Here is a 17561-nt window from a genome sequence, read left to right as displayed (position 1 = left end):
CCATGACGACCACCACTGACGAAGCGGGTCGCACGCAGCAGCGTGCGACCCCGACACCCCCGGCCGGTCCCTCGCGGACCGCCGGTGGGCGTCGGCGGCGCACCTTCACGGTGCGCCGCGGCTTCGGCCTCCTCGCCTTCCTCGCCCCCGCGTTCATCTTCGTGGCGATCTTCATCTACTACCCGATGATCGCCGGCTCGCAGATGGCGTTCCGTAACTGGAACCTCGCCAACCTCACCGACACCTCCTGGGTGGGCTTCGCCAACTTCCTTGCCGTCTTCGCCGACCCGGCCTTCGGCAAGGTCGTCGCGAACACCGTGCTCTGGGTGGTGGCCTCGATCGTCCCGCAGTTCGTCATCGGCTTCGGTATCGCCCTGTGGCTGCGGCGGAGGTTCCGCTTCCGCGGCCTCTACCAGGCGATGATCTTCTTCCCGTGGGCCATCTCGGGCTTCCTCATCGGCATCCTGTTCCGCTGGATGTTCAACAGCGAGTTCGGTGTGATCAACGACCTGCTCCAGAAGGTCGGGCTGATCGACACCCCGATCCCGTGGCTGGCCGACCCGAACACCGCGATGTTCGCCGTCATCGTCGCGAACGTCTGGTACGGCGTCACCTTCTTCGCGATCATGATCCTCGCCGCCCTGCAGTCGGTGCCGGAGGACCTCTTCGAGGCCGCGGCGCTCGACGGCGCGGGCAAGGCGCGCATGCTCTTCCAGATCACGATCCCGTACATCCGCACGACGCTCGCCCTCACGGTGCTGCTCCGGGTCATCTGGATCTTCAACTTCCCCGACATCATCTACGGCATGACGGGCGGCGGTCCGGCGAACCAGACCCACATCCTGACGACCTGGATGATCGCGACCACCCAGCGCGGCGACTACGGCCGGGCCTCCGCGATCGGCCTCATCGTCGTCGCGATCCTGCTGGTGTTCACCGCGTTCTACCTGCTGTCCATGCGTGAGAAGAAGGTGAAGGCATGATCGACCAGGAGACACGGACCGCGAAGGTCGTCAAGTTCCTCTTCCTCGGGCTCTGGCTCGTCATCACGGTGTTCCCGCTGTACTGGATCGTCGTCACCTCGTTCAAGAAGCCGGGCGCGATCTTCTCCTACCCGTTGACGTACTGGCCGGAGGTGTTCTCGATCGAGAACTACCTCGGCCTGTTCAGCAAGGCGCAGTTCGGCACCTACGTCGTCAACAGCCTCATCGTGGCGACGATCGCAGCCGTCGTGGCGACCTTCATCTCGATGCTGTCGGCGTACGTGTTGGCGCGGTTCGAGTTCCGGAGCAAGGGGGCGATCCTGCTGGCGTTCCTCGCCACGCAGATGATCCCGTCGTTCATCGCGCTCGGCCCGCTCTACCTGCTGATGACGCAGCTCAAGCTCGTCGACAACCGGTTCGGGCTCATCCTCATCTACATCGCGGTGTGCATCCCGTTCTGCACCGTCATGCTCAGAGGGTTCTTCGAGAACATCCCCGACGCCCTCGAGGAGGCGGCCATGATCGACGGCTGCTCGCGGTTCGGCGCGCTCTTCCGGGTGCTCGTCCCGGTGCTGAAGCCCGGGATCGTGGCGGCGTTCATCTTCAACTTCGTGAACTGTTGGAACGAGCTGTTCCTCTCGGTGACACTCATCAACAGCGACGCGAACAAGACGATCCCGACGGCGCTCAACGGCTTCATCACGAGCTACAACATCGACTGGGGCTCCATGTCGGCGGCCGCCGTGCTGACGATCATCCCGACGATGGTGCTGTTCGCGTTCGCGAGCCGGTACATCGTCCAGGGTCTGACGGCCGGAGCGGTGAAGGGCTGACCCCCGCTCATTCGCCCAAGAATGGGCGAGCCGACGCCCGTTCGCCCATTCCTGGGCGAGCGGGCGTCGTCATGCGAAGCCGTCCGGTGAACCTGTAAGCCAGCTGATAGTTCGATCGGCTAGCGACCGACAGGTGGAAGATGAACCATGTTCGGTTCGAAGCAGACGACGAGGTCACTCCGCTACGCCCGCTACGGCGGGCCCGACGTACTCGAGTTCATCGAGTCCGAGATGCCGCATCCCAGATGGGGCGAGGTCGTGGTCGACGTCCTCGCGAGCGGCATCAACCATATCGAGGCGTTCGTCCGCGAGGGGCACCTCGCCGAGACGGTGCCGATCGAGCTGCCGACGGGGCAGGGGAGCGACTTCGCCGGCTTGGTCCGCGAGGTCGGGACCGGGGTCGAGGGCTGGAAGCGGGGCGACGAGGTGATCGGTCACGCCGTCCGCGGCGCGCACGCCACCCAGGTCGTCGTACCGGCGTCATCCCTCGTCCGCAAGCCGAAGCGCGTGAGCTGGGAGGAGGCCGGCGGGCTCTACCTCGCTGGACTGACGGCGCTCGACACGCTGGACGGGCTGCACCTCAAGCAGGGCGACACCCTCGTCATCTCGGCGGCGGCCGGAGGCGTCGGGAACATCGAGGCGCAGTTGGCGAAGTTCGCGGGCGTGCGGGTCATCGGCACGTGCGGTGAGCGCAATCACGACTTCCTCCGTGAACAGGGCGTCAAGCCGGTCGTCTACGGCGAGGGCATGGCCGATCGGATCCGCAAGCTCGCGCCGGAGGGCGTGACGGCGTTCATCGACAACTTCGGTCAGGACGGTCAGGAGCTCGCGTTCGAACTCGGTGTTCCACCGGAGAAGTACCGGTCGAGCGAGGATCGGAAGGCCATCGAACTCGCCGCACTCGAGCCGGACGAGGAGTTCGCCGCGCACGCCACGAAGCAGCTGCAACGCCTCGCGGAGTACGCCGCCGACCATGCGTTGAAGGTCGTCGTCTCGGCGTTCTACCCGTTCGACCTGATCATCGACGCGTTCGAGGATCTCGAGCGGCTGCACGCGCGGGGCAAGATCATCGTCGGTATGCGTCCGGCGAATCCGGAGCGCATCGTCAAGCAGCGAGACCTGCACGACGCCAGACCCTGACGACGGTCAGCGCGGTGCGCTGACCCGAGATGCTCGGTTCCGGCGCGGGCGCGGGTCTCGTGCCTGAGCGCGCCCCTCCGGAGACCCGCGCCCGCGCGTGTGGGGCGCGCTCGCGTCAGCGCACCGCGCTGGCATCCGGGCAGGGAGGGCGGGGGCTAGTTGAAGATGAAGCCGAGGACGGTCGCGCCGCCTCCACCGAGGACGAGTGCGACGACGAGGACCCAGGCGATGAGCCGCTGACGACGCTTGCGCTGCTCGCCCCACTCGGCCAGTTCCCGGTCTTCGCTGCTGCTCATCACCCCAGCCTACCGGCGGGGTCCTGAACCGGCATCAGGCGACGGCCGGGACGAGGGCCTTCACCGACGTGGTCCTCGCCCGGGCGATCGCGAACGTCGTCGCGGCGAGGGACCCGAGAAGCCAGAGGACGAGGCCGACGACGCCGGCCGCTGCTCCCGTGTCGCCGATCGCGATCGCCTGCAGACCACCGAGGGCCGGCGCGATCGGCAGGAATCCGAGCACCTGGTCGAGCACCTGCGGAGCGGTCGCGATGATTCCGGTGGCCAGACCGACGAGCGCGACGATCATCGAGATGAACCGACCCGAACCGCCGAACAGGGCGTTCAGCGCCTGGTTGGCGGCGGCGAACACGAGTCCTGCGAGGACGGCGATCCCGGCGAAGGCGAGCCATCCGCCCGCGTCGAGCTCGAGCAGTGGTGCGGTGATGACGGCGACGAGCAGGCCCTGCAGCATCCCGATCGCGCCGGCCGGGACGAAGGCCCCGAGCGCGAGCCGCAGCGAGGAACGGGTGGACCCGAACGCCCGCGCGGGCACCGGCCGCAGCACGAGGAAGCTCGCGAGCGCACCCAGCCAGAGGGCGAGGACGGCGTAGAAGGGAGCGCTGTTCGTGCCGAAGGACACCGTTGCCGAATCACCGGCCGAGACCGGGTCGGCGACGACGTCCGCGAGCGTCTGTCGGTCGGAGCTCGTATAGGTCGGCAGGCTGTCGACCGCGCTCTGCAGCCCGGACGCGAGCGAGGTGATCCCGCCGGACAGGGTCCCGGCCCCCGACGCGAGCTGGTTCGACGCGTCGGCGAGCTGGGTCGTGCCGGTGGCCGCCTGGCCGGCGCCGTCGGCGAGGGCGGATGCACCCGTCTGCAGCTGAGCCGTCCCGGAGGCGGCCTTGGACGCGCCGTCGGCGAGGCCCGCTGCGCCCGCCGCGATCTGTGCCGCCGCGGTGTTGATCTTGGCGATGCCGTCGACGAGTGCGGGCATGCCGGAGGAGAACTTCGTGGCACCGGTCGCGAGGGCGGCGGCGCCGGCCGCAGCCTGTGCGGTCCCGTCGGCCAGGGCCGCGGCGCCCGGATACTCCGTGTTCGCGTCGATCGGTCCGCCGGTGGCGACCGTGGCGGCCAGTCCACTCGCCGTCACGACGTCCGCGCAGTACGTCGCGGAAGCTCCGGACGCAGCGCAGTCGGCGCTGAGTGATGCGAGTTGTGCGGCCACCGCGGCCGTGAGCTGCTTGGTGCCCTGGGCGCCGGCCGACAGGTCGGCGAGCCCTGCGGACACGTCGTTCGCGCCGCCGGCGATCCCGGCGGCTCCACCGACCAGCCCCGGGTTCTCGGCGCTCCCGTCACCCTGCGTCCCGGCGTACAGCGTCGCTGCTCCGCTGGCGAGCTGACTCGCTCCACCGCTCAGCTGCGAGGCACCGGAGGACAGCTGCGTCGCGCCGTCGGCCAGTGCATTCACCCCGTCACTCAGCTGCGTCGCACCCGACGACAACTGCGTCGCGCCCGTGGCGAGCTGCGTGGTGCCGTTCGCGAGTTGCTGCGCGCCCTGCGCGAGGGAGAGTCCGCCCGTCGACAGCTGCTTCGCACCGTCGGCGGCCTCGCCGAGCTGGTCGTGGACGGTGTTGAACCCGACGTAGACGTTCTCGAGGTAGGTGGTGGTGAGCTGTCGACCGAGGAGCGAGGCCGCGGTCTGCGTGATCGTCTGGGAGATGGCGTCGTCGACGAGCTTGCTGCGGTCGCTCGTCGTCACGTCGAGGCGGGCGCGCTCGGCGTCGGCGGCGTCGCCCGAGAACGAGGTCGCCGCCTTCGAGAAGTTCTCCGGGATCGTGACGACCGCCGTGTACGAACCGTCGGCGAGGCCCGCCTTCGCGTCGGACGCGTCGGTGATCACCCAGGTGTAGTTGGTCTCCTGGTCGCCGTCGACGAGGCCCGCGGAGAGCTGGCGGCCGAGCGGCACGGTCTGGCCGTTGACGGTCACCGGCCTGTCGTCGTTCACGATGGCGGCGGTCACCTGACCGAGTCGTTCCGCCGGGTTCCACAGCGCCCAGACGAGTCCGCCCGCGATGACGAGCGGCACGAGGATGAGGCCGATGATCGAGACGACCGTGATGCCCTTGCCGGAGCGGGCCCGTTCGAGGCGGTTCAGGATGGTGCTCATGCGTCGACCTTCGATTCAGCGATGGCGGTGGGAGTGGAGGGGGTGGTGGAGGCGGCGCGGTCGAGGTCGAGTACCTCCGGCGCCGTGGTCGGCAGGACGTCGGCGAGCGAGGACGCGTCCGCGGTGCCGACGACGATCGTGAGTGGCCGGCGCGTGCGCTCCGCGGCCCTGGTCGCCGTCAGCAGGCGCTCGTACAGTCCGCGTCTCGTGTCGTCGTCCGGCACGGTGTCGACCCCGTCGAGGACGATGACGGCCGGGCGTTCGGCCAGCGCCGAAGCGAGCGTCCCGACAGGTTCGCCGTGGTCGAGACGGACGTACGCGACGCGGGACCGGACGGCCCCGGCGCGGACCGGCAGGACCAGACCGGCGACCTTGAGTCGACCGTGGTCGGGTTCGAGGCGACCGGCCAGCGTCAGCAGGAGGGCGGTGACCGAGACCGGGCGCGCGCCCTGCACCGCGAGCACGCCACCGACGGCGACCGTCGTGTCGACGTCCTCGTACAGCGGTCCGTCCGCACCGGCCAGGGTGACCCCGGCGGCGGCGATCGCGACCTCGTCACCGTTGCGCCACTCGCGCAGCTCGAGTTCGCGCTGCAGGCCCTCGCCCTCGACGTCGAACGACGGCAGGATGCGGTCGAGCCACTTCGGCAGGTACCAGGCGTGGTCGCCGAGGAGCGCGAGCACCGCCGGCACGAGGGTCATGCGCACGATGAACGCGTCGACGAAGACGCCGACCGCGAGCCCGAGGGCGATCGGTTTGATGTTCGTGTCGCCCTCCGGCACGAAGGCGGCGAACACCGCGAACATGATGACGGCCGCGGCGGTGACGACCTTCGCCGAGCCGAGGAAGCCGGTCTCGACGGATCGCCTCGCAAGTCCCGAGTGGACGAAGTCCTCGCGCATCCGGGAGACGAGGAAGACCTCGTAGTCCATCGCGAGCCCGAACAGGACACCCATGAGGATGATCGGCATGAAGCTGATCACCGGACCGGTCCTGGCGACGTGGAGTGCCTCGGCGAACACGCCGTGCTCGAAGACGAGGGCGACGACGCCGAACGACGCGGCGACCGACAGCAGGTAGCCGAGGGTCGCCTTGATCGGTACCCAGATCGAGCGGAAGACCATCGTCAGGAGCACGAGCGACAGGCCGACGACGATCAGGCCGAAGGGGAGGAGGGCGCCGCCGAGGCGATCGGAGATGTCGATGCCGATGGCCGTGAACCCGGTGACCTGCAGGTCGACGTCGTACTCGTCCTGGAAGTACTGGTGCAGTCCCCGGATCTCGGCGACGAGGTCCTTCGTCGCCTGTGAGTCGGGGCTGCCACTCGGGATGACCTGGATGATGCCGGTGTCGGCCGTCGCGTTGGGGGTGGCGAGTGGAACGGCGGCGACGCCGTCGAGTCCCTCGATCTCCTGCTTGAGGTCGGCCATGAGTCCGAGTGGGTCGGTACTGCCGACGATGCCGCCGGTGACGATCAGCGGCCCGTTGAAGCCCTCGCCGAAGTGCTCGGAGACGAGGTCGTACGTCGTGCGGGCTCCGTCGCCCTCCGGCAGCGAACCGGCGTCGGGGAGCGCGAGTCGGAGCGACAGGGCGGGGATGGCGAGGGCGCCCAGGACGGCGACGACGGCGACGATCGTGACGATGGGGATTCGCGTGACGCCGCGCACCCAGCCGAGGAAGAAGCGGTTGGGCCCTTCGACAGGCTCAGGGACCGCGGTGTGGTGCTCAGCAAGCGAGTCCTGCTGCCCTTCGACAAGCTCCGGCGCAGCGGCAGCGCCCCGGGCCGCCGCACGCTTCCTGGCCCGCCTCGCCTTGGGCCGGAGGCGCTCGCCGGCGAAGCCGAGCATGGCCGGGATGAGGGTGAGCGAGATGACCACGGCGATCGCGACACCGACCGCCGCGGCGACACCCATCGTCGTGAGGAACGGGATGTTCGCGACCGCGAGCCCGAGGAGGGCGATGATGACCGTGAGGCCCGCGAAGATGACGGCGGAGCCGGCCGTCGCGGTCGCGCGGGCGGCCGATTCGGCCGGGTCGAGCCCACTGCGCAGGCCGTCCTGGTGTCTCGAGATGATGAACAGCGCGTAGTCGATGCCGACGGCGAGACCGAGCATGAGCGCGAGCATCGGCGTCGTGGACGAGATCGGCCCGAAGACGGTGGCAACGAAGATGAGCGCCATCGAGATGCCGACCCCGAGCAGTGCGGTGATGAGCGGCATGCCCGCGGCGAGGAAGGAGCCGAAGGTGAGGATGAGGACGACGAGCGCGACGACCACGCCGACGAGCTCGATGACACTCAGCGTCGGCAGACTGTTGCTGATGAGCTGCCCGCCGAGGGACGACTCGGCTCCGGCAGGGAGGGCGTTCGCCAGGCTCGCCTCCGCGTCCTCGACGTCGCTGATCGTGGCCGCGGTGATGTCGGTCTGCGCGCCGTCGAACTGGATCGAGATGAGCGCCGCCCGCTGATCCTCCGAGACCGCCCCCGTCACGTTCTCGTCGAAGGGGGAGACCGCCTGCTCGACCTGCCCGATGTCGCCGAGGGCGGTGACGGCGTCGTCGATCGCCGACCGGACCCCGGCGTCTTCGACGGTGTCGCCCTTCGGAGCGACGACGATGATCTGCGCCGAGGCGCCGGCCACCTGCGGGAAGGTGTGGTCGAGCGAGTCGAGTGCCTCCTGCGACTCCGTGCCGGGGATGGAGAAGGCGTTGTCGGTTCCCTGGTTGAAGAGCAGCGCGCCGCCACCTGCGAGGGCGAGCACGGCGATCCAGAGGATCAGTACGAGCTTGCGGGCGCCGAACGCCCAGCGGCCGAGAGTGTAGAGCAGTGAGGACACGCGTCGCTCCTAGGGAGGTCGGCGCTGCTTGCAGGCGAGCCGACGGAGAAATTCGAACAGGATCGATACAGCGGTGTATCCGATACACGACTGTATTGGATACAGTGGTGTATCGGCAAGAAGTCGGTCGAGCTGTCAGTAAGGTGTCAGGATGCGCGTGCACGAAGCGGTCGAGTCCCCGAGCGACGAGGCACCCGTCGAGTCCGCGCGCCGACAGCGGACGCGCGAGCGGCTGGTCGACGCCGCCTACGAGGTCTTCGCCGAGTTCGGCGTCCACGCGGCGTCGGTCGAGCAGATCAGTGAGCGCGCGGGCTTCACCCGCGGCGCCTTCTACTCCAACTTCGATTCGAAGGAGGAGCTGTTCTTCGCCCTCGAGTCACGCGAGAACCAGCTCCGCCTCGACCGCCTGGAGGCAGGACTGCAGGCGGTCAGCCCGTCGCTCCTCGACGCAGCGGGTCGCTACACCGAGGGATCGCTCGAGGCCCTGATCCGTGCCTTCCTCGAACTCCAGCCCGATGACCGCCGCTGGTGCCTCGTCCAGTCGGAGTTCCGGATGCTGGCGATGCGCGACGCCGACGTCGCAGCCCGCTATCTCCAGCACCAGGAGAGCGCGGGCCGACAGCTCGCCGCGTGGCTCGACCAGGCTGCCGGACTCGCACACGTCCGGTTCACGATCCCGACGCCCGACATCGCGAACATCGTCGTCGCCCTCTACGAGTCGGCCATCCAGACGGCCGTGCTCATGGACCCGGACGGCGATGAAGGCTCGCCGCGCGAACTCGCGATGCGCACGCTCCCGGCCATCGTCCGCGCCCTCACCGAGTCGGTCACTGAATGACGTCAGGCCGACTCGCCGGCTCGATCCGGCTGCAGCGCCTGGGCCAGCATGACGATGATGCCGCTCGGCCCGCGCACGTAGCTGAGCTTGTAGACGCCCTGATAATCCGCGACCCCGCGGAGCGGGTGGCAGCCGTGTCTGGCGGCGATCGCGAGCGCTTCGTCGATGTCGTCGACGGCGAATGCGACGCGGTGCATGCCGATCTCGTTCGGCAGGGTCGGCTCCGTCTCGATCGCGGCGGGGTGCAGGTACTCGAAGAGTTCGAGGCGTCCGTGGCCGTCCGGGGTCTGCAGCATGGCGATCCTGGCGTGGTTGCCGTCGAGGCCCACGGCCGTGTCGGCCCACTCACCGCTCACCGTGTCCCGGCCGAGCACGGTGAGGCCGAGGTCGGTGAAGAAGGCGATCGTCGCCTCGAGGTCGCGGACCGCGATCCCGACGTTCTCGAGTCTGATGTCCATGGGCTGCACGCTACATGAAGATGGGGTTGGGACTGCGGTGGCGCTGCGTCGCTCTCGGACCTTGCGGACGTCCTCGTCGCTGACCTCGCCGTAGTCGCCGGGGATGCAGGGGCCGTAGCCGGAGATGTTGATTTCGCCGGCGAGGGCCTCGCCGACGGCCTAGGAGAGTCGTGTGCCGTTCGGCGCGGTGGCGATGACTTTGCGGTGTTCGGGGCTGAAGCTGCCGGTTTCGAGGGTGTAGCCCTGGTCGTTCCAGAGTTCGATGAGGGTGTCGGTGGGTTCGTCGGGGTCGGTGGCGTGTTCGGTGCGGCGTCGGATGGAGTCGTAGTAGAAGCCGTTCCCGTCGTTGCAGCTGTGGGCGACTTCGGTTTCGGTTTTATCCCAGGTGCCGCCGAGGGCGGTTTCGGCGGCGTCGAGGCGGTCCCAGAGGTCGTGTTTGGCTACGTCGGGGGTCATGATCGTGTCTCCGGTGGGTTTGGGCTCGACGACCTGGGACACGTCACTGCACCCGGTCAGGAGCAGGACGGCCGCTAGGGCGATGATGGCTGTCGGGGCGGCGGTCACGAACAGGGGCGGGTTCATGGCGACGGCGTGGGGAACTCGGCCGGGTTGTTCTCTTTGTATCGGCGGAAGTCCTCGTCGCTGACCTCCTTGTAGTCTCCGGGGATGCAGGGGCCGTAGCCGGAGATGTCGATTTCACCGGTTCCGGTTTTGCCGATGGCGTAGTAGAGCTTGGTGCCGTTGGGTGTGGTGGCCGTGACGAACCGGTGTTCGGGGCTGTAGCTGCCGGTTCGGAGGGTGTAGCCCTCGTTGGTCCAGAACTCGATGAGGGTGTCGGTGGGTTCGTCAGGGTTGGTGGTGTGTTCGGTGCGTCGGCGCCAGGAGTCGTAGTAGAAGCCTGCTCCCTGTTCGCAGCTGTGGGCGACTTCGGTTTCGGTTTTATCCCAGGTGCCGCCGAGGGCGGTTTCGGCGGCGTCGAGGCGGTCCCAGAGGTCGTGTTTGGCTTCGTCGGGGGTCATGATCGTGTCTCCGGTGGGTTTGGGCTCGACGACCTGGGACGCGTCACTGCACCCGGTGAGGAGCAGGACAGTCGCTAGGGCGACGGGGGCGTTGACGAGGCGACGCATGGCACTCACCACTCCGATGGCACGCGAGGACGGTTCGGCAGCAGGAGAAAGCGGCGCCCGCCCGTCGTATGCTCACCGTCACCTTGGAGGATCTTGAAGATGTTCGCCATGCACTCGGTGTCCTTCCCCAGGTATTTGTGATCGTCCTCGGACTCATTCGAGCCGACCGCATTGTGCTCGGTGACGCCTTCCAGTGTGTCGGTGCCGTCGGCTCCGAACACGTGCGCGCCCCAATCGACAGCCTCGGGGTCGAACCGGTCCGAGGCGTGCTGGCCGAAACCGGCGACCAGGTCCCAGTTGGCCCGAGTCGCGTAGACGTCCTTGGGCGGCATGTTGAGGTCGTTGACCCCTATGTCGGGTGGGATACCGGCGGAGCCCAGCATCGTAAAGGTGTCGACGTCGTAGTCGCCCCGGTTCAACGCGTAGGCGGCGGTGGTGGTGCCGTAGGAGTGCCCGATGACGTTGAGCTTCGCGCCGCCTCCCGCGGCCTTCCTCATCGCGTCATAGCCGCCGAGGGCAGCGCCGAGTTGGGCCCCGCCCGTTCGCGCATGATCATCCGACAGGACGTTTGTGACGTCCGGGCTGCGGTAGCCGAGCCACAGGACCGCGGCACTGGTCTTGACGGCTTTCCGCAGTTCGATGACGCCGCGAAGGTAGTCTTCCGCTTCGTTGACGCTGCTGCCCATGCCCGGGACGAAGAAGGTCGCGTCCGTCGCGGTGTCGAGGTCGCCGACCGAGATGGCGGCGAGCGGGACGCCCTCGACCGTGGTGTCGAGGCTGATGAGGTACTGCGGAGGCTTGTTGCCGAGGCCTTTCCCGTTCGCGTAGTTGTCCGCGAGGTACTTCGCTGCCTCCAGCCGGTCGAGGGCCTGAGCGAGAGCCCCCACAGCTTGGCTGAGGGGGTCGCCTGCATGCTCCAAGGCCTGGTCGTAGGCCGTTTGTGCGTCGGTGAGCAGTTGATCGAGCCGACTGACGTTGGCGAGGCTGCGGTCCGCGTAGGCGGCCCCTCCGAGGTTGCCGATGGCGTCGGGGTGGGCGGCGATGAGGGCGTCGATGACTGATCGGGGCAGGATCGCCCAGTATTCGGCGACCTGTTCCGGTGTGAGGGTCATGAGGCGCTCGAAGAGTCGCTCGAGCCCGAGGGTGCCGGCCGCCGCTGCCGCCGCCAGATGGTGGGGCGTCATGATTGACGGGTCGGAGATGCCGAGATCCGCCGCGAGGCGTCTCGTCGCGCCCCAGGTGGCGGGGATCGCGGCCTGCATCAGGCCCGTGAAGGTGTTCTCCGCGGTCGTGCGCTCTTCGGCGAGCCGGGCGATCAAGGTGAGCGAGACCTCACGTTCGTGGTCGAGGGCGGCCGACTGCTTCGCCCAGATCCTCTGCTGATCTGCCGACACGGGCCCGACGAACTCAGCGACGCGGCGGTCGTGCTTCGACCGGTCGTCCGCGACCTCGGCGAGCAGCCACTGCTGCGTGAGGGTCGCCCGCTGGATCCGCTCGAACTCCTCGGTGTACCAGGCGATCGCTTCCGCCGCCGTGCCGGCCACCTCGGCGAAGGCCGTCACGCGGGCGCGGTGTGCATCGAGCGCCGCACACCATTCCTTCACTCCGGAGCCGGACCACACGGTGCGCATGCCTGTGATCGTCCAGCTCAGGGAGTCGGAGATGAGCCCGGCGGCCAGTCCGTCGTCGAGCAGCGTCGCCCGTGCTCCGTCCAAGCCTTCGGATGAACCGGTCGACGGGTCTTCCGGAACCCAGGTCATCGGGTGCCTCCGGCTGCCTCGGCCGCCGCGCGATCGGCCTCGACGAACGCCCGAGCCGCCCCGGTCGCCGCTTCCCACGAGTCGAGCAGGAACTCGTGGAAGCTCGCGAGTTCGGACGCCCGCCATGCTGCGAACTCCGCGAGGGCCGCGACGCACACGTCGCTGTCGCTGTCGGACGGTTCGCCGACATCGGTGACGGGGATGAGCGCGTCCACGGTCATCATGTGGTTCGCCACTCGGGCGATACCGGCGCTGTCGATTCGGAGTTCGGACACCGCACCAATCCCTGTCAGACAGCGGTATCTCCGCATCAGGAACTCAATATATCAGTTGGAGAACCGACTGGCGGGCCGCCCCGGCGAGCGCGGGACAGCGCCCGCCGGGGTGGCCTCACCCGCTGAGGGCCGAGGTCGGTGGCGTCCTGGCGGCTCGGATCGCCGGGTAGAGGCCGGCGATCGCCCCGATCACCAGGGTCGCGCCGACGCCCGCGAGCAGCACCTCCGGCGGTACCGCCGTCGGCCAGTCGTTCACCGCGGCGACGACGCTCGTCACGCCCGTTCCGATGAGCGCGCCCGCGACCCCGCCGATCGCCGAGAGGAGGAGCGCCTCGGTGAGGAACTGGGACCTGATGTGCCCGCGGGTGGCGCCGAGTGCTCGGCGGAGGCCGATCTCCCGGCGGCGCTCCAGCACGGAGATCACCATCGTGTTCGCGACCCCGATGCCGCCGACGAGCAGGGCGACCGAGCCGAGGCCGAGGAGGAGTCCGGTGAACGCCTGATCGGCGGCGTGCTTGGCGGCGAGGGCGTCGGAGGGTCGGGACACCTCGACCTCCTCGGGTGCCGCCGGGTTGACGGTGCGGGGGAGGAGCGCCCGTACGTCACCGACGCGCTCGTCCGTCGACCGTTCGTACACCATCGTGGGTTTGCCGTCGTAGCCGAATCGTTCTGCGGCGACGGCCTCGCCGATCATCGCGCTCGTGTCGAGCTCGGGCGCGAGGCCGATCGGGTCCAGGATGCCGACGACGGTGAACGCCTGCTCGCCCACCTGGATGACCGAGCCGACGGTGGCGACACCGAGTCGTTCGGCGGCCTTCGACCCCAGCACGACGGTGGGATAGCCACTCGTCGCCCGGTTCAGCCAGTCGCCTGCCGCCAGGGTGCCGCCGACGACGTCGAGCAGTCCCTCCGTCACGGCCGTCACGGCGAGGCCGCCGCTCTGGCCCCGGTCGATGAAGCTGCTCCGGTACACGAACGCGCTGTCGATGGTCGCAGCGCCACCGACCTGTTCCACACCGTCGATGAGCCCGACCTTGCCGACGGTGCTCTCCGGGAGGGCCGCATCCTGGCCGAAGAGGCTCTTGCCCGCCTGCACGGTCAGGAGGTTCGTTCCGAGCTCCGAGAGCTGCGCCTGGAGTTTCGCCTGGCTGGAGGAGGAGATGCCGACGACGGCGATCATCGCGGCGATCCCGATCGCGATCCCCAGGGCCGACAGCACCGCGCGCGTCGGGCGGGCGCGGAGCCCGGTGGTCCCGAGCCGCAGGATGTCGCGACCGAGCAGGCGTGATCGACGGTCGTCCTCGGTGCCGCCGTTGCGGTCGGTCATGCCGCCCTCCCTGAATCGTCGACGATGCGGCCGTCGCGGATCGCCACCTGACGTGGCAGTCGGGCTGCGAGTCCGGCGTCGTGGGTGATCACGACGATGGTCGTCCCGCCGCGGTGGAGCTCGTGCAGCAACTCCACGATGCTCGCGCCGGAGACGGAGTCGAGGTTGCCCGTCGGCTCGTCGGCGAGCAGCAGGGGCGGGTCTCCGACGACCGCGCGCGCGATGGCGACGCGCTGCCGCTCTCCGCCCGAGAGCTGCGAGGGCCGATGGTCGAGCCGGTGGCCGAGTCCGACGCGTTCGAGCGCGAGGCGCGCCCGTCGTCGGCGCTCAGCCCGCGGTACTCCGGCATAGATGAGGCCGTCGGCGACGTTGTCCACCGTTGTGACGCCGTCGGCGAGGTGGAACTGCTGGAAGACGAAGCCGATGCGGTAGGCGCGCAGCGCCGACAGCTTCGCGTCCGAGAGGCGTCCGGCGTCCGAGCCCGCGATGCGGGCGGTCCCGCTGGTGGGCCGGTCGAGCGTTCCGATGAGGTTGAGCATCGTCGACTTCCCCGATCCGCTCGGCCCGACGATGGCGACGAACTCGCCCTCCTCGATCGTCAGGTCGACACCGGCGAGGGCGAGCGTGGGCGGCTCACCGTACTCGCGGGTGACCCCGTCGAGATGGATGATCGGCGGTCCGGCCGGCTGTGCGAGTGCCGCAGCCGACGCCGTCGTGGTGTCCGTCATGAGACCGGCACCACGACGTCGAGACCTTCGCGGATGCCGTCGCCCGAGACCTCGACGCGACCGTCGGCGAACAGGCCCGTCGTGACGGGGACCTGCCGGTGCTTCCCCTTCTCGTCGACGACCTCGACGCCGAAGTGCTCGTCGTCGATCGCGATGAGCGCTTGGACCGGGACGGAGAGGACGTTCTCGCGTCGTTCCGTCGGGAAACCGACCGTCACGGTCGCGCGCTGCAGTTCGGCCGCCGCCGCCGGGTCGTCCAGCATGATGCCGACCGGGATCGTGACCTTCTTCTGACCGTCCGAATCCGATTCGGTCGGGACGCCGACATCGGTGACCGTGCCGGTCGTCCGCTGTCCGCCGGGGAGGTTGACGTCGACCATCGTCCCGACGACGCCGAGCCGCTGATCCGCGAGCTTCAGCGGGACGTCGATGCGCTTCACGAGGGACGAGACGGTGACGATCTTGTCGGATGCAGTGGTGCCGACCGCGGCGTCGACCGATGCGATCCGCACATCACCCGGCAGGAACACGACCGATCCGAGCTCCAGGCGTCCGGTCTCCTCGACACCCAGGGCTTTCTGCCAGCGCTCGATGGCACGCACCGTCGACGCGGCGAACTCGCGGTCCGGTTCGCGGTCGAAGAACCCGAGCGCGGCGAGGCTCTGTTCGAGCTGCTGGACGTCCGGTCCGTCGCTCATCCCGGCTTCGAACGTGCGCCAGGCGGGCAGTGGTCCGTGGAGCAGGATCACCGGGACGTTGGCGACCGCGTACAGGGTGCCACCGAGTGAGACCGTGCTTCCCGGGGCCGGGGTGCTCGTCACGACGCCGGTCCCACCGCCGATGGTGCGCTGGTCCGCGTAGTCGAGGGTCCCGCTCGCCTGCGTCGTGCCGGCCAGGTCGCCGGCGGTGATCGGTGCGGTGCCGGTGCGGATGCTGCTGCGCGGTTCCTCCTGGCTCGTCCCCTGGGCGGGGATCAGGGTCGTCGCGGCTGCGACGGCGCCGCCTGCGAGCAGGACGGCGCCGACGCAGACCGCGGCGAGGACCGCTCGCCGTCGGGCGTTCATCGGGCACTCGAACCGAGCGTTGCGCTCGGATCGGACGCGAGACCACGGGCCTCCGTCATACTGCTCGTGATGTCGGACATCTGCACTCCTCAGGGGTCGGGTCGACTGCTGACGACCAGTCCACCCGATGGCGCATTGCGCGGGCGTCACGGAAACCGTTGACGTTCTCTGAACCTCCCGTCGTGCACGCTGGACGACCGCCCTCCGGCAAGCCGGCTGCCCGGCTGGGACGCCCTTCGCCGAGGCGCCGGTTCAGCTCGCCGCGACGACGCGCTCGCCGCGCGCCCAGACGAAGAAGCCGGCGAGGGTGAACACCCCGTAGAACAGGTACATCGACGCCGAGACCCAGTACCCGGCGCTGAACAGCAATGGGACGCCGACGAGGTCGACGGCGACCCAGATGAGCCAGAACTCCACCCAGCGTTTGGCCATCCCCCAGGTGGCGAGGAGCGAGCCCATGAAGATCCAGGCGTCGGCCCAGACCGGTTCGTAGGAGCCGAGTGCGCGGAAGACCGGAGTGAGCACCAGCGTGCCGCCGAGCAGGAGGCCGACGAGGACGAGCCTCACGCGCCATCCGGCCCAGCGGGGCCTGATCACGGCGACCGGGCCGGTCGTCACCTCGACCCGCTCGACCCGCCGCCACTGCACCCAGCCGTAGACCGACACGACGATGAACATGAGCTGCCTGCCCGCCTGGCCCAGGAGGTTCGTCGGGTTCGGGGTGTGGAAGACGGCACCGAGGAACACCGTGAGGAGGAGGGCGTTCCCGATGATGCCGACCGGCCACGCCCAGGCCCGGCGGCGCATCCCGCCGAGCGCGCTCGCCAAGCCGAACAGGTTGCCGACGACCTCCCGCCAGAGGACCACCTGGTCGCCGATCCTGAACGTCGCGTCGAAGAGCCAGAGGAGGATCCCCATTGCAGTGCTCCGATCAGGTCCATCGTCAGGCGAGTCGCGGCCAGGTGACCGACGGTCCACCGTACAACGCGGAGAGCCGCCTCCCGGGCGGGAGACGGCTCTCGGAGGAGTCGGGTGACTAGTCGGCGTTCGGCGCGCTCCCTCGCGATGCGATGATCCGCTCGAGGAACGCGTCCGTCGCTTCCGCCTGCGTGCGCATCACGCGCTCGGCGTCCTCGGCGCTGCGTGCCTCGGCGGCCGCGACCAGTCCGGTCACGTAGGCGGCGAAGATGTCCCACTGGAAGAACTCGATCGTCGGAAGGGAGGTGTACGTCACCCGGGTGTTCATCTGACGGGCCACCTGCTGCAGCAGCGAGTTGTCGGTGCGCTCGACCATGTAGTCGGCGAAGGCGGATGACGACCGGAGGACGTGCTTGTCGCGCGCCTCGATGTCCGCCAGGACCGCGTCGCCGAGTTTGCGGAACGCCGCGACGTCGTCATCGGTGAAGTTCGGGATGCTCCACCGTGCGCTGAGCTCATGGAACCCGTTCAGGAGGCGCAGCGCCTCGGCGTACTGTTCGGTGGTGGGCTTCGCGACGCGGGTGTACCGCTGCGGTGCGGTCTCGACCAGTCCGATGTCGGCGAGCTTGCTGATCGCTTCACGGATCGGGGTCCTCGAGACGCCGAGCCATTTCTCGAGCTCTTCGTCGTTGAGGCGCTCGCCCGGCTCGAGGGTGCCGTCCTCGATGGCGGTGAGGAGCTGCTCGAAGACGATGTCGCGCAGGAGCTTCCGTGGGCTCGTCTCGACGGTTTTGGGAACAGGCATGGGACTCCGATCGTCGAGCTGGGATA

The 17561-nt window shown here is 69.0% G+C and carries 17 protein-coding genes; 4 read left to right on the top strand and 13 right to left on the bottom strand.

Annotation, left to right across the window (positions count from 1 at the left end; all coding sequences use genetic code 11):
- The first annotated feature begins 2 nt into the window (after nt 1–2).
- The 3 genes from B9Y95_RS10770 to B9Y95_RS10760 all read left to right on the top strand — a co-directional run bounded on the left by B9Y95_RS10770 (nt 3) and on the right by B9Y95_RS10760 (nt 2956).
- The gene (locus B9Y95_RS10770) at nt 3–983 is read left to right on the top strand and encodes a carbohydrate ABC transporter permease (protein WP_085511879.1); all 981 of its coding nucleotides are present in this window, start codon (nt 3–5) and stop codon (nt 981–983) included.
- On the top strand, nt 980–1816 hold the full coding sequence (locus B9Y95_RS10765; RefSeq protein ID WP_085511878.1) for a carbohydrate ABC transporter permease: 837 nt from the start codon (nt 980–982) through the stop codon (nt 1814–1816). The genes B9Y95_RS10770 and B9Y95_RS10765 overlap by 4 nt, the downstream gene beginning before the upstream one ends.
- A 147-nt stretch (nt 1817–1963) precedes the next feature.
- A complete protein-coding gene (locus B9Y95_RS10760) occupies nt 1964–2956 on the top strand; it encodes an NADP-dependent oxidoreductase (protein ID WP_085511877.1) in 993 nt (330 codons plus the stop codon).
- Nucleotides 2957–3111: 155 nt separating this feature from the next.
- Here B9Y95_RS10760 and B9Y95_RS20845 read toward each other — a convergent pair whose 3' ends face one another.
- Genes B9Y95_RS20845 through B9Y95_RS10750 form a run of 3 tightly spaced genes read right to left on the bottom strand, consistent with a single transcriptional unit; the run spans nt 3112 to nt 8235 of the window.
- Nucleotides 3112–3252, bottom strand: coding sequence for a hypothetical protein (locus tag B9Y95_RS20845; protein WP_162852291.1), 141 nt, complete (start codon nt 3250–3252; stop codon nt 3112–3114).
- 34 nt (nt 3253–3286) lie between these two features.
- Nucleotides 3287–5401 (bottom strand): YhgE/Pip domain-containing protein, encoded by a 2115-nt coding sequence (locus B9Y95_RS10755; RefSeq protein WP_085511876.1) that lies wholly within the window; start codon nt 5399–5401, stop codon nt 3287–3289.
- Nucleotides 5398–8235: an MMPL family transporter gene (locus B9Y95_RS10750; protein ID WP_085511875.1), complete on the bottom strand. Its 2838-nt coding sequence runs from the start codon at nt 8233–8235 to the stop codon at nt 5398–5400. The genes B9Y95_RS10755 and B9Y95_RS10750 overlap by 4 nt, the downstream gene beginning before the upstream one ends.
- 151 nt (nt 8236–8386) lie before the next feature.
- Here B9Y95_RS10750 and B9Y95_RS10745 point away from each other — a divergent pair, with 151 nt between their 5' ends.
- Nucleotides 8387–9073 (top strand): TetR/AcrR family transcriptional regulator, encoded by a 687-nt coding sequence (locus B9Y95_RS10745; RefSeq protein WP_085511874.1) that lies wholly within the window; start codon nt 8387–8389, stop codon nt 9071–9073.
- Between the two features lie 2 nt (nt 9074–9075).
- Here B9Y95_RS10745 and B9Y95_RS10740 read toward each other — a convergent pair whose 3' ends face one another.
- The 10 genes from B9Y95_RS10740 to B9Y95_RS10700 form a co-directional block, all read right to left on the bottom strand.
- Nucleotides 9076–9531 (bottom strand): VOC family protein, encoded by a 456-nt coding sequence (locus tag B9Y95_RS10740; protein ID WP_085511873.1) that lies wholly within the window; start codon nt 9529–9531, stop codon nt 9076–9078.
- Between the two features lie 159 nt (nt 9532–9690).
- On the bottom strand, nt 9691–10113 hold the full coding sequence (locus B9Y95_RS10735; RefSeq protein WP_085511872.1) for a YgdI/YgdR family lipoprotein: 423 nt from the start codon (nt 10111–10113) through the stop codon (nt 9691–9693).
- Entirely contained in the window at nt 10110–10658 is a 549-nt protein-coding gene (locus B9Y95_RS10730) for a YgdI/YgdR family lipoprotein (protein ID WP_085511871.1), read from the bottom strand. Before B9Y95_RS10730 ends, B9Y95_RS10735 begins: the two co-directional genes overlap by 4 nt.
- Nucleotides 10659–10663: 5 nt before the next feature.
- Entirely contained in the window at nt 10664–12418 is a 1755-nt protein-coding gene (locus tag B9Y95_RS10725) for an alpha/beta hydrolase (RefSeq protein WP_123539677.1), read from the bottom strand.
- The gene (locus tag B9Y95_RS20360) at nt 12415–12693 is read right to left on the bottom strand and encodes a hypothetical protein (protein ID WP_123539678.1); all 279 of its coding nucleotides are present in this window, start codon (nt 12691–12693) and stop codon (nt 12415–12417) included. Before B9Y95_RS20360 ends, B9Y95_RS10725 begins: the two co-directional genes overlap by 4 nt.
- Before the next feature lie 115 nt (nt 12694–12808).
- Entirely contained in the window at nt 12809–14020 is a 1212-nt protein-coding gene (locus B9Y95_RS10720; RefSeq protein WP_085511869.1) for an ABC transporter permease, read from the bottom strand.
- Nucleotides 14017–14748, bottom strand: a complete 732-nt coding sequence (locus tag B9Y95_RS10715; RefSeq protein ID WP_085511868.1) for an ABC transporter ATP-binding protein — start codon at nt 14746–14748, stop codon at nt 14017–14019. Before B9Y95_RS10715 ends, B9Y95_RS10720 begins: the two co-directional genes overlap by 4 nt.
- Nucleotides 14745–15812, bottom strand: coding sequence for a peptidoglycan-binding protein (locus B9Y95_RS10710; RefSeq protein WP_085511867.1), 1068 nt, complete (start codon nt 15810–15812; stop codon nt 14745–14747). The genes B9Y95_RS10715 and B9Y95_RS10710 overlap by 4 nt, the downstream gene beginning before the upstream one ends.
- Nucleotides 15813–16064: 252 nt before the next feature.
- On the bottom strand, nt 16065–16730 hold the full coding sequence (gene pnuC, locus B9Y95_RS10705; RefSeq protein ID WP_085511866.1) for a nicotinamide riboside transporter PnuC: 666 nt from the start codon (nt 16728–16730) through the stop codon (nt 16065–16067).
- 118 nt (nt 16731–16848) lie between these two features.
- Nucleotides 16849–17535, bottom strand: coding sequence for a GntR family transcriptional regulator (locus tag B9Y95_RS10700; RefSeq protein ID WP_085511865.1), 687 nt, complete (start codon nt 17533–17535; stop codon nt 16849–16851).
- Nucleotides 17536–17561 lie beyond the last annotated feature (26 nt).

The sequence above is a fragment of the Plantibacter flavus genome (assembly GCF_900177615.1).
GTDB lineage: Bacteria > Actinomycetota > Actinomycetes > Actinomycetales > Microbacteriaceae > Plantibacter > Plantibacter flavus.
Note: the sequence above shows the minus strand (reverse complement) of the source record. Positions and strands in the feature narration are given on the sequence as shown.

Excerpts from the sequence above, each read along its gene's own strand:
- B9Y95_RS10770 (WP_085511879.1), top strand. The coding sequence starts at position 3 with ATGACGACCACCACTGACGAAGCGGGTCGCACGCAGCAGCGTGCGACC.
- B9Y95_RS10765 (WP_085511878.1), top strand. The coding sequence starts at position 980 with ATGATCGACCAGGAGACACGGACCGCGAAGGTCGTCAAGTTCCTCTTC.
- B9Y95_RS10760 (WP_085511877.1), top strand. The coding sequence starts at position 1,964 with ATGTTCGGTTCGAAGCAGACGACGAGGTCACTCCGCTACGCCCGCTAC.
- B9Y95_RS20845 (WP_162852291.1), bottom strand. The coding sequence starts at position 3,252 with ATGAGCAGCAGCGAAGACCGGGAACTGGCCGAGTGGGGCGAGCAGCGC.
- B9Y95_RS10755 (WP_085511876.1), bottom strand. The coding sequence starts at position 5,401 with ATGAGCACCATCCTGAACCGCCTCGAACGGGCCCGCTCCGGCAAGGGC.
- B9Y95_RS10745 (WP_085511874.1), top strand. The coding sequence starts at position 8,387 with ATGCGCGTGCACGAAGCGGTCGAGTCCCCGAGCGACGAGGCACCCGTC.
- B9Y95_RS10740 (WP_085511873.1), bottom strand. The coding sequence starts at position 9,531 with ATGGACATCAGACTCGAGAACGTCGGGATCGCGGTCCGCGACCTCGAG.
- B9Y95_RS10735 (WP_085511872.1), bottom strand. The coding sequence starts at position 10,113 with ATGAACCCGCCCCTGTTCGTGACCGCCGCCCCGACAGCCATCATCGCC.
- B9Y95_RS10730 (WP_085511871.1), bottom strand. The coding sequence starts at position 10,658 with ATGCGTCGCCTCGTCAACGCCCCCGTCGCCCTAGCGACTGTCCTGCTC.
- B9Y95_RS10725 (WP_123539677.1), bottom strand. The coding sequence starts at position 12,418 with ATGACCTGGGTTCCGGAAGACCCGTCGACCGGTTCATCCGAAGGCTTG.
- B9Y95_RS10720 (WP_085511869.1), bottom strand. The coding sequence starts at position 14,020 with ATGACCGACCGCAACGGCGGCACCGAGGACGACCGTCGATCACGCCTG.
- B9Y95_RS10715 (WP_085511868.1), bottom strand. The coding sequence starts at position 14,748 with ATGACGGACACCACGACGGCGTCGGCTGCGGCACTCGCACAGCCGGCC.
- B9Y95_RS10710 (WP_085511867.1), bottom strand. The coding sequence starts at position 15,812 with ATGAACGCCCGACGGCGAGCGGTCCTCGCCGCGGTCTGCGTCGGCGCC.
- pnuC (WP_085511866.1), bottom strand. The coding sequence starts at position 16,730 with ATGGGGATCCTCCTCTGGCTCTTCGACGCGACGTTCAGGATCGGCGAC.
- B9Y95_RS10700 (WP_085511865.1), bottom strand. The coding sequence starts at position 17,535 with ATGCCTGTTCCCAAAACCGTCGAGACGAGCCCACGGAAGCTCCTGCGC.